We start from the raw sequence: 11953 nt of genomic DNA, 5'->3' as shown, positions 1-11953 counted from the left end.
GGGCGATTAGTCGTTAATGGCATCATAAATCAATAACGCATTTTTGGATATAACTGTTTCTCCGTGTTGTATTCCACTTTTTATATAGGTGGTATCGCCTAACTGCCTGTATATTTCTATTTCTCTTGTTTCAATATTATGCCTGTCTTTAAATACCATCAACCAGTATTTACTTTTATCAAAAATGAGCGCAGATGAAGGAACTGAAACCATATTTTGGCTTTCGGAAAATTCTACGCTTACCGTGCAATTCATTTCGGGTTTAAGTTTTAAATCGGTATTAGGAACTTTTATTCTCACTTTCATAGATTTTGTTGCAGGGTCAATGGCATTAAATATTTTATCTATTTTCCCTTTATAAATCACATCGGGAAAAGCAAGCGTTTTGATTTCCACATCATAGCCAACCTGTATTTTTGAGATGTCACTTTCATTTACATTGGCTAATACCCATACTTCGTTTATGTCGGCTACTGAAAATATTGGTTCGTTACCATCAGAACGTAACTGTTCATTCTGATTGATTCTTTTTGTTACGACAAATCCACTGATAGGAGAAGTAATGTTGTAAACAGAGCCCGTCTTTAACTGATAAATGCTGTATATTTCATTGATGCGGGATAATTCAGCTTTAGCTTTGTCCAACTCTCTTTCGGCAGCTAATACATCTTTTTCTGAATTCAGTTTTCCAACATACAAGTCTCTTGCTACTTGCAAGTTTTTTTCGGCAATGGCAACGTCATTCAGAGCATCCAATTTTTCTTTTTGAAAATTTGCCACCTCGCTGCTTTGAATGCTTGCCAGCAGCTGATTTTGTTTTACATAATCTCCTAACTCAACATCAATAGATTTTACTACTCCGCTCATTACAGGAAAGACTTGGGCGGTTTTATTGTTATCTGCTGTTATTTTGCCAAACAAGCGGATTTTGTCTTTAGCAATTTGTGTTTGGGCGACAGAAAAACTAAGACGGGCAAACATGGTGTCGCTTATAGAGAAGGCAATTTGTTTTTCTTCTGTTTTATTTTCGTTACATCCACTTAGAAGGATTAAACTAAAAATTAGCAATGCTAATACTTGAATGTATTGTTTGTTAGTATTCATATTTTCTATGTGCTGTTTTAGTAAATGTCTTTTCCAGTTAGCAGGTTCAATTCTTCGGCAGAAGACACCAATTGAGTTTTAATTCTTGTTAGTTCGGTCAACACTTCATTGTATGCTTCAAAAAAGTCAATGAATTCTATAATTGATACATTTCGCTTTTGAAAATTTTCAGTCATTCCATTAATGGTAATTTCAAAATCCTGATTGTATAAATTGGTTGCCTTTTTATATTCCGAAATGGTTTGTGAGTAATACGCATAAGCGTTTTGTATCTCTGTGTTTATTCCATTTTGCAGTGACTGAGTTTGATATTGACTTTCCTGTAATTTATATTGAGCTGTTTTTATGTTTCCCTGATTTCGGTTCCATAATGGAAGCGGAATTGAAATGCCTGCATTGACTTGATTTTGGAAAGCTCCTCCCCTTTGGTCGTAAGATGTAAACAGGTTGATGTCGGGCACAGCTACCCTTTTTTGATACTGAAGATATTGTTGTGATAAAAGGCTGTTCTGTTGTACAATTAATAAATCAGGTCGGTTTGCAGATGCAATCACTTTGAGTTCATCCAATGAAATAAGTTTTACATATTGTACTATATCATCTTCGGAAAATTCAAATTTTACGACAGCAAATACTTGCAGTACTTTTTGTAAAGTGGATTGAGTAGCGAAATATTCTTTAAAAAGCTCAGCACGGTCGTTATTCAATTTGAGGTATGCTCCTTTCAGTCGAACTAATTCTTTCAGTGGGATATTTCCTTTGTCCACTTGTGTTTGATAGGCGGAAAGCAAGCTGTCCAATAAAGTAAGTTGTTGATTGTATTTGTGCAATAAAAATTCCTGCTGCCCTACAGAATAAAGACTGCTATGCAACTGATACTTCAGATTACGGGTAAGTTGTTGAAATTCCAATTCGGCAATGGCGACATTCGTTTTCGCCATTTCTATTTCCGATTTCCGTTTGCCCCCTAATAAAATAAGCTGTTCAAACTGAAATGTTTTTTGCCCTGTTTCGCCTACATGAAATGCTCTGTTGTTTTCAGTGTCGTAAGTATTAAAGTCGGCTGTAAAAATGGGGTTGGGATAGAGTTTCGCTTGTATCATTTGCGCTTTCTGCGCTTCTATATTCATAGAAGCAGCCAGCAGATAAAAACTATTTTTTAGAAAAATACTATCGGCTTGATAAATATTTATTTTTAAAGTATCCTGTGCCTTTATTGATGTGGAGACTATAAGAGTAATAAAAATAATTTTTCCGAATTTGCTAATATTCATTTTTGCTTCGCTGCTTAAAAGTGCGATGCGAAGGTCAATAGAACAACCTTAAAGAAACCTTAAAGCGAATAAAATTTAGCTTAATGGAAATCGGAGCTCAAATACATTGAGGTTTGCAGAAGGATTGGAGTAAACAATACTGCCGGAATTGAGAACGATTATCTGTTTCGCAAGAACCAAACCTAACCCAAAGCCTGTTATACCCCGACTATTTTCTCCTCTAAAAAAATGATTGAACAAATATTTTTCTTCTCCTTTTGAAACAACTTTGCCAGTATTACTAATGAATATTCTTAACTCCTGCTTTAACCTACAATCAATTTTTACTTCAGCTTTTGAATTATTGCTGTAAGCAATACAATTACTTAATAAATTTTGAATTGCCTGCCTGATGAGCATTTCATTAATATTCAAAATTAGATTATTGGCATCTGGCTCTTGGGGTAAGTAATTTATTTCAAAGTTAAAGTTAGGATAAAGCGTATTTAGTTCTTCAATACTGTCAAAAATAATTTCATCAATTCGCATTTGCTCCCTGCTGATAGTCTGCCCTGCTTCGACTTTTGAAATTTCAAGAAGCACATTGATAATATCGGCTAATGATTTGGTTTTAATGATTTGATTTTCAAGTTCTGATTTTATTTTTTCTGCTTCATTATAGCTTTTTATTCTCTCCAATTCAGAGATTAAAACTGTAATGGGTGTTTTTAACTGATGAGAAATGTGATGGATAGAATGTTTTTGAAAAGCAAATGCTTCATGCGTTCTTTGAACCAGCTCATTAAATTTCTCATTAAGATATGAAATTTCAAAAGTTGTTGTTTTAATATTTTCGGGTAATCGATTTTCACCCAATCTGTATAAACTTAGTAGGTCAGCGAGGCCGGTTAGTGGTTTTGAAATTATTTTTGCAAGATAAAATGAAACCAGCAATACAGCAGCTGTAATGGCGATAACAGAAACGAGAAGAACGTTGCGAAGAAAAACAATTTCGCATAGCCAAATGTATCATACGCTTTACTGATACCGAAATAAGTCTTCCCATTTTGTTCAATATAAGTTCCAATTACATCATATAATCCATCTTTGGTTTCAACCCATCGGTTCTTAGAATCTAATTTAGAAAGCATTTCTTTTGAAACAGGAACAGGAGTGTCATCAACACTTGAATAGATAAGTTCTTTTTTGTCATTAAAAAGCAATAATTTTTCATCAAATAAATCATTGATTGTCAGGTGGTCTATGGCTTCGATCAACTCTTCATCAGTTTTTCTTATTTCAGACAGAAAATATAGCGTTGTTGAAATTTTTTGTTTCTGTCTTTGTTGAAATTGTTCTTCCCTGTTAGCTGAAAAGAAAAGGTAAATGATAAAAAATGTAACACCTACAAGAGAGATTACCGTGCTAGAAAAATAGATAAGTATTTTATTCCTAATCTTCATTCAATATCTAAATAATAACCATAACCAACTTTTGTTTTAATAGTATTTTTACCAAAGGGCTTATCTAATTTGTTCCTTAAGAAATTTATATACACTTCAATCGTGTTTGTGTTGGTACCAACTGCCCCGCCCCAGATTTCTTTTATCAGGTCGCTTTTGGGGACGATTTCCCCTTTGTTTTCTGCAAGTTTTAGTAAAATCTGGTATTCTCGTGGTGTGAGTAAAATCTCATTTCCCTGTCTTAAAACCTTTTTTGTTGCTTGATTAATGATTATATCTCCTGCAATTATCTGTGTACTTTCCTGACGATTGGAATTTTGATTTTTGTTTCGCTTAATGAGTGCATTAATCCTTAAAATCAACTCCCGCATAAAGAAGGGTTTTGTGAGATAATCATCTGCACCGCAATCAAACCCTTTCACTTTATCGTCCAATTCGCTAAATGCAGTTAACATCAGGACTGGTGTCGTGGCATTAAATTTTCTGTATTCACGGCACAACTCAAAACCTGTCTTTTCGGGTAAGTTAACGTCCATTACGACACAATCGAAATGGCCTCTTTTCAGCATCCTTTCTGCCAACAAACCATCAAAAACACTTTCAGCATTTAGGTTTTCCGCCCGCAAAGCCTCATTAATATTTTTGTTCAAAGTTGTATCGTCTTCTATTACTAAAATGTTCATAGCCTAAAGATACGATTTCAACCAACCCAATGTTTATTGCTGGAGGAGAAATTGGCTCTTTTTATAGATTGTTATGGCTTGGTTTATTTGCCTGATTAAATCCCGAATGTCCCTATGCGCGTCGGTTTTTATGTCGTTTTCCCGTCTGTTCATTTTTAGCACTACCTGTCTTTTAAGGTTACTTGTAACTTGTTTATAAACACAACTTTATCGCATGAATCTCTTAAGATTTCAGGATATAAAGTGAAGGTTTTAGCCAAAAACTCTGTCGCTTCACTTTTCTCTCCATTTTTTATTTGCTAAATTTCAAAATCACCAAATGGGCTGTTTATTTCTCCAATCTTCTTACTGCTAACACGTGTATTTATCGCCGCTGATTCTAGCTATCGAGTCCCCAAGCAAATCACTCTCGGGGTGTTTTAATTCGATCAAAAATAGCAGGTCCTCTATCTTATACCAAACATCTATGATAGATAAGCGACTGATGTATAATGTATTTAATATATTTAAGATTTTAAACCAACCATGATGATAAATAGTTACAATATACTATTTCTTCATGTTTTTCTGCTAATTTGTATGTTTTCGGCAAATATCCAGACTCATTCTGGCGCAGAAATAGGCAAGTCTGCCGTAAAAATAGTCTGGTTTATTGCGGGGAGAGACAAACCAGCCGGAAAAACAAGTCAAAGTTTAGTGAACAGACTCGGTTCAATAGCAGAGAATATCTCATATATAATGGAGCCGGGAATGAGGAAGGTTGTAGCCCGTATTCTGTATCAGATTTAATGTATTAAACCCCGAAAAGTATCATGCCGGTGATTTGTTTAATGCAATTGAGAAAACACTGCCCTTTCCCACCTCGCTTTGTAGAAAAATCTCTCCTGCTTGGGCTTCAATAAATTCCTTGCTAATGGCAAGCCCAAGCCCCGTTCCTGATTTGCTGCTCCCGGGAATTTGGAAATAGCGGTCAAAAACTTTATGCTGATATTTCTGGTCAATACCTTTACCGAAGTCCCTTACCAAAATCTGAATTTTGTTTTCAACTTCTTTTACCGTAATCAACACATTTGAATTTTCGTAAGAATAGTGCACAGCATTTGACAAAAGATTGGTAAGTACCCAAGCGGTTTTCTCACAGTCTGCATTTACATTCGGAATGTTTTCGGGACAATTAGTTTCAATGGAAATATTCTTTTGTTCTGCCTGAACTTTTACAGCTTCCAAAGCATAGTGAATGATTTCCTTGGGTGGAGTGGGCTGCAAACTCAATTATATTTTTCCTGTTTCAACCTGTGTCATGTTCAACAGTTCACCCGTAATTTTTAATAACCGCTCACTATCCTCCTTTACACTTTGAATTAGTTGCTTCTGTTCTGAATTGACCGTGCCTACTTTTTCATTCTCCAAAAGAGCTAAACTCATAAGAATAGAGGAGATAGGTGTCTTGAGTTCGTGTGAAACGGTGGCTATAAAATTTGTTTTGGCAAAATCCAGCTCCTTGAATGGTGTAATGTTTTGAAGAATGATAACATCGCCAATATGTCTGGATTGTTTTTCGGCTGTGGGAATAATTGAAATAGGAATGATCTCTTCTTCAAAGAAACTCTCTTTATTGTCAGCAAATATTTTTAGCAGCCGTTGCTGCTTATTTCCGTTGCCATTTGGTTTAAGCACATCTCTAATTAATGAACGGATTAAATCATTATACACTGCAATTTCCTCTGCGGGCTTTCCTACTACATCATCCAGTTTAAGCCCTGATATTCTCAACGCTTCATCATTTATGAACAGTATTTTCCGGTTCTCGTCCAACCCAATTACCGGGTCGTGCATATTGTTGATGAGCGCTTCAATTCTCCTTTTCTCCTGCATCAATTTGGCAAGATTGCTGTTGTTGTATTCCTGTAGTTTTTCTGCCATGACATTAAATGATTGTGCTAACTCTCCAAATTCATTGTGCTGTTCAAAATGCACACGCTGCGCATAGTTTTTTGCAGCGATTTCTCTAACACTTTCAGTAAGTTCTTTAATAGGATTGGCAATATTTGATGGCAGGTTTAAGAGCAGTGAAAAAGCAAGTAGAAAACAAAACGTTCCGATTAAGGAAATCATAATGGTTGCGGTTCGGGCAGTCTGCTTTGCAATTTCGCTTTTGCGTTGAATGGCTTGCATATTCAGTAGCATTATATCGGCAAGGTCGCTTCGGATGCTTACATACACCGAACTGTCGTGGCGATTGGCTTTCAACTTTTCAAAATCAAGTGTGAGCTTGGCAGTGAGTTGTTCCTCGCCCTTTTCGGTGATATTGTTTTGCTGATTGGTAAGATTATGCTGAAAGGTGTCAATAGCCGTATAGGAGACAACAACCATATCCAACGCAATGAGCATTTTGCGCGAATCATCAATGGTGTTGTAGTTGTCGACTAAGATGTTCTGTGTTTCATTTGAAATCTGATTAGTGTATTTTAGACCTGCAGCAATCAGAATTACTATCAGCAAAAAAAGAAAGCTGACCCAGAGAGTTAGTTTTGTTTTGATTTTCATATTACGATAGAATTACAAGATCAATATCAGATGCTGACAAATTATTCAGCAACTCATTAAAAATATTTGTAGCCAAAATTATTTTAAACAAATTCAAATGCGGCTTACCAATACAAATGGTAGTGATGTTGTGTTTCTTCGCCTGTTCGATCATGGCAAACGGAATATTCTTCTCTTGCACCCGAATTACTTGCCCGCCTAACTCAGTAGCAAGTTTAAAATTGTTGATGAGATGTCGTTGCTTGTCCAAAGGAATTTTCGCGGTGTCCTCTGCTGGAATTTGAACATACAGCACAAACCATTGTGCGTTGTAGTAACTGGCTAACCTAGAGGTCTTGTGGATTACATTCTTTGCGGTCTTCTCGTTGCTGCTAATACAAGCCAAAAACTTCTCATGGCGATGAGCAATATTTTTCGGCACTTCAATATCCACTTTGCGCTCTACCTGCGATGCCACTTCTTTCAATGCGAGTTCGCGCAACTGCAAAATGTGTTCTGGTTTGAAGAAGTTATTTAATGCCGCCTGAATTTTTTCGGCCTGATAAATTTTCCCTTCTTTTAAACGAACAATCAATTCATCGGCAGTGAGGTCAATGTTTACCACTTCATCGGCAAGAGCCAGAACTTTATCAGGAATTCGTTCTGCCACTTCAACACCTGTGATAGCTTTTACTTCTTCATTCAAACTTTCAATGTGCTGAATGTTTATAGCACTGATAACATTTATTCCTGCTTCCAAAATCTCCAGTACATCCTGCCAACGCTTTTCGTTTTTACTTCCCTGAATATTGGTGTGTGCCAACTCGTCAACAATCACCACTTCAGGGCGAAGCGAAATAACCGCTTGCACATCTAATTCCTCTAACTCTTTGCCTTTGTAAAAAAGTTTCCTGCGTGGAATAACCGAAAGCCCTTCCAACAAATCATGCGTTTCTTTCCGGTAATGAGTTTCTATGTAACCGATTTTTACATCAATACCAGTTTTGAGAAGTGTATGAGCTTCTTGCAACATGCGAAATGTTTTTCCCACACCAGCACTCATGCCGATATAGATTTTGAACTTTCCGCGTCTTGACTTTTTAATCAGGTTGAGAAATTCTTCAGCAGACTTTCTTGTTTCTTCCATCAGAATGAAACGGCAAGTGAAGTGGTTAAGAAATAATTGTTTTTGTTGGGTTTATCGTTCAGCATAAAAATTTTGTCTTTGCTTGAAAATCCCCTTCCCTCCACACGCCACAAAACATTATTATGAATGAGATAATCAAAGTTTAATGAATATCCAAAGGTCTGAAAATTGTTGGGAGTTCCGGTTGCAATAATTACTCCATTTGCATCGCTGTAATATTCGCCTCTTGCGGCAATGCTGAATTTATCGGTGGGGCTTACTTTAAGAATTAAAACAGGCGAATACCAAGTGTTGTAAGTGCTGCTGTTTTTTGATTGCTGTTGCGCGCCAATGTCAAAGCCAACAATTATCCCGAATTTTTCGTGCAACTGGAATTGTCCATACAGATTGTGGAAGTAGCGCATTTGTCTTGTGCTGTCGGGCATATCGCTGCCGACAAATGAACTGCTGTTGAGGGTGATTTTTGAATTGGGTTTGAAAGTGAGTTGATGACCGAAGGCGGGAAAATTATTTCCGTCTCTGCGGTAAATGCGCTGCCAACCGTTCAGAATTAGTCCACTTACAAACCATTTGCCGTTGTCGGTGGTGTAAGAAATTTTTACCCCTGTTTCATAGTAAGGAGAATTGTCGGCTAAGATGCTGCGGGTTAAATTCCAACAATCTTTACCGATTGCACTTTCAAAGCCAATGTGAGAAACAAAAATTCCCGCATCAATCCAAAGGTTTTTCTTTTTTAAAATCTTGACCCCTGTGTTAGCTTCAAAAACATTTTTCAATACTCCAGGTTCTGCCGAAAGATTGTCGTTGCTGTATACCCCCGCCATAAGTGCAATGTTGGCACGAATATTCTCCGTCGCAAAAGCTAGTTTGATGTACCCCAAATTCAAATTGAATTCATTGTGTCTATTGAATGAATAAACAAAAGGCTGACGAACATGATTTGCAGGGTTTGCAAAATCATAACTGTAATAAGTTTCAAGTAACCGGAAATGGTTAGTGCTTTTGAAATTTGCCCAATAGGTTTTGATGGTTCGCTTTTCAAACTGTCTAACACTTCCTGTTTTATCTGCTGAATAATGACTTGCCTGTCGGCTTCAGATAAAGTTGTTTGCGCGTTAAGTGAATTAGAAATTGAGAACTGAAAGGAGAAGATTAAAAATGCAATACTGTAGTTAATGGAAGCTTTCATTTTGATCTTTATTTAAGATTGTCTAAGGCGATGTTGAGTTTTAAAACATTGATGTGTTCTGTTCCGAACAAACCGAACAAGGGCTTCTCGGTGTTTAAAATAATGAGTTCCTGAATTTTTGCTTCGGCAATGCCGCGAATTTTTGCAATGCGCTTAACCTGCACCTTAGCAGCTTGCACAGAAATGTGAGGGTCTAGTCCGCTACCGCTGGCTGTTACTAAATCACTTGGAATTTCTGATTTGTCAATGCCGGGGTTGTGAACGAGGAAAGTGTCAATGCGCGATTGCACTTCGGCTAAGTAATCAGGATTTGAAGGACCTTTGTTGCTTCCTCCACTGCCCGCCGCATTGTATGCAACAGCCGACGGACGCGACCAGAAATAGTTATCGTCCGTAAAACTTTGCGCGATATTGCTATAATAGGTTTTACCATTGTGGGTAACGATATCGCCTTTACCGCTGTTTGATGCGAACTGCGAAATTCCGTAAATAACTAAAGTGTAGATGCCACAGAAGAACACTAATAAAAGCAGTGTGAGTTTGATGGCCGGAAGAATATTTGATTTCATATTATTTGAGTTTTAAAAGAATAGAGAAACAACTAAGTCAATGAGTTTAATGCCGATGAACGGAACGATTACGCCACCCAAACCATAGATGAGAAGATTTCTGCGCAGCAGCGCACTGGCTCCAATAGGTTTGTAGGTCACGCCATTTAGCGCAAGCGGAATGAGCAAGGGGATAATGATGGCATTAAAAATTACAGCCGAAAGAATGGCACTTTCAGGACTATGCAATTTCATAATGTTCAAACCTTGCAAAGCGGGAATTGATGTGATAAAAAGCGCCGGAACAATGGCAAAATATTTTGCCACATCGTTGGCAATACTGAAAGTGGTGAGTGTGCCGCGTGTCATTAAAAGTTGTTTCCCAATTTCAACCACCTCAATCAGTTTGGTGGGGTCATTATCCAAATCAACCATGTTGCCGGCTTCTTTAGCTGCCTGTGTTCCGCTGTTCATTGCAACACCAACGTCAGCTTGCGCCAGTGCCGGAGCATCGTTTGTTCCATCACCCATCATGGCAACCAATCTTCCTTCTGATTGTTCCTTGCGGATATAATTCATTTTATCCTCTGGTTTTGCTTCGGCAATAAAATCATCCACACCCGCTTTTTCAGCTATATATTTTGCTGTGAGCGGATTGTCGCCTGTTACCATCACAGTTTTAATTCCCATTTTTCGAAGACGCTCAAAGCGTTCCTGGATGCCTGGCTTGATGATGTCCTGCAATTCAATGACACCTATCACCTTTTCGTTTTCAGAAACTACAAGCGGAGTTCCTCCATTGCTTGAAATCAGTTTTACCTGCTCGGCAGTTTCGGTTGGAAAACTGCTTCCTGATTTTTCGCACAAATTTCTGATTGCATCAGATGCCCCTTTACGAATACGAGTGTTTTCAAAATCAATACCTGAACTTCTTGTTTCAGCCGTGAATTTTATGAAGCGTGCATTCTCAATCTTGTAATTGAGTGGATTTATACCTGCTAATTCAATGATTGATTTCCCTTCGGGTGTGCTGTCGCTCATGGAGCTGAGCACGACTGATTTGATGAACTGTTTTTCGTCCATACCATTAGCGGGATAAAATTTGGTGGCTTTGCGATTGCCGATAGTGATAGTTCCCGTTTTGTCCAACAACAACACATCAATATCGCCTGCGGTCTCCACCGCCTTTCCGCTTTTGGTAATTACATTGGCTCGTAAAGCCCTGTCCATTCCTGCAATGCCAATAGCAGAAAGTAAACCGCCAATGGTTGTAGGAATTAAACAAACGAAAAGTGAAATGAATGCAGCAATGGTGATGGGGGTGTTGGCATAATCAGCAAAGGGTTTGAGCGTAACGCAAACGATGATGAACACCAATGTGAAACCTGCCAATAAAATAGTAAGTGCAATTTCGTTCGGTGTTTTTTGACGGCTTGCACCTTCCACCAGCGCAATCATTTTATCCAAGAAACTTTCACCGGGTTGTGTGGTAACGACTACTTTAATTCTATCGCTCAACACTTTTGTTCCTCCGGTAACAGAACTTTTATCTCCCCCCTCTTCACGAATAACGGGTGCACTTTCGCCTGTGATAGCACTTTCATCAATAGTTGCAATACCTTCAATAATTTCTCCGTCAGTGGGAACTGTATCTCCTGCTTCGCAGATAAAGATGTTGCCCTTTTTTAGCTGAGAAGAAGGAACCGTTTGGCCGTTTTCCAGTTTTGCAGGAGTTTCTTCGCGTGTTTTACGCAAACTATCGGTCTGTGCTTTTCCTCTTGCTTCAGCAATTGCTTCAGCAAAATTGGCGAAGAGCAAAGTGAGCAGCAACACTATAAAGACAACAAAATTATAAGCAAATGAACCTTGTCCAATTGCACCAGATATAGTCCAAAGGGAAACTATGAGCATTACCAAAGTGCCAATCCAAACGGTGAACATGACCGGATTGCTGAACATGGTTTTCGGGTTCAGTTTAATGAACGATTGTATGAGTGCCTCTTCCAACAGTTGAGATTGAAACAAGGATGTACTTTTGCC

9 protein-coding genes and 1 pseudogene are annotated in these 11953 nt (G+C 37.9%); all 10 read right to left on the bottom strand.

Translation table 11 applies throughout. From position 1 onward, the window contains the following. Positions 1–6: 6 nt before the first annotated feature. The 10 genes and pseudogenes from IPP77_12765 to kdpB all read right to left on the bottom strand — a co-directional run bounded on the left by IPP77_12765 (position 7) and on the right by kdpB (position 11938). On the bottom strand, positions 7–1104 hold the full coding sequence (locus tag IPP77_12765; protein MBL0310501.1) for an efflux RND transporter periplasmic adaptor subunit: 1098 nt from the start codon (positions 1102–1104) through the stop codon (positions 7–9). A 17-nt stretch (positions 1105–1121) separates the two neighbouring features. Then, complete coding sequence (locus IPP77_12760) at positions 1122–2378, bottom strand: TolC family protein (GenBank protein MBL0310500.1); 1257 nt, start codon at positions 2376–2378, stop codon at positions 1122–1124. A 75-nt stretch (positions 2379–2453) separates the two neighbouring features. After that, the gene (locus tag IPP77_12755; GenBank protein ID MBL0310499.1) at positions 2454–3233 is read right to left on the bottom strand and encodes a HAMP domain-containing histidine kinase; all 780 of its coding nucleotides are present in this window, start codon (positions 3231–3233) and stop codon (positions 2454–2456) included. 47 nt (positions 3234–3280) lie between these two features. Further along, a complete protein-coding gene (locus tag IPP77_12750; GenBank protein ID MBL0310498.1) occupies positions 3281–3820 on the bottom strand; it encodes a hypothetical protein in 540 nt (179 codons plus the stop codon). Further along, on the bottom strand, positions 3817–4503 hold the full coding sequence (locus IPP77_12745) for a response regulator transcription factor (GenBank protein ID MBL0310497.1): 687 nt from the start codon (positions 4501–4503) through the stop codon (positions 3817–3819). Before IPP77_12745 ends, IPP77_12750 begins: the two co-directional genes overlap by 4 nt. Before the next feature lie 810 nt (positions 4504–5313). Beyond that, positions 5314–7050: pseudogene (locus tag IPP77_12740) on the bottom strand (HAMP domain-containing protein). 1 nt (position 7051) lies between these two features. Then, entirely contained in the window at positions 7052–8176 is a 1125-nt protein-coding gene (locus IPP77_12735; GenBank protein MBL0310496.1) for a sensor protein KdpD, read from the bottom strand. Then, positions 8176–9204, bottom strand: coding sequence for a porin (locus IPP77_12730; protein ID MBL0310495.1), 1029 nt, complete (start codon positions 9202–9204; stop codon positions 8176–8178). Before IPP77_12730 ends, IPP77_12735 begins: the two co-directional genes overlap by 1 nt. A gap of 169 nt (positions 9205–9373) precedes the next feature. Continuing rightward, positions 9374–9934 (bottom strand): K(+)-transporting ATPase subunit C, encoded by a 561-nt coding sequence (locus IPP77_12725; protein MBL0310494.1) that lies wholly within the window; start codon positions 9932–9934, stop codon positions 9374–9376. A gap of 12 nt (positions 9935–9946) precedes the next feature. After that, positions 9947–11938, bottom strand: a complete 1992-nt coding sequence (kdpB, locus tag IPP77_12720) for a potassium-transporting ATPase subunit KdpB (GenBank protein MBL0310493.1) — start codon at positions 11936–11938, stop codon at positions 9947–9949. Between the last annotated feature and the right edge of the window lie 15 nt (positions 11939–11953).

This window comes from Bacteroidota bacterium (assembly GCA_016722375.1).
In the GTDB taxonomy this organism is placed as follows: domain Bacteria; phylum Bacteroidota; class Bacteroidia; order Chitinophagales; family LD1; genus Bog-950.
Note: the sequence above shows the minus strand (reverse complement) of the source record. Positions and strands in the feature narration are given on the sequence as shown.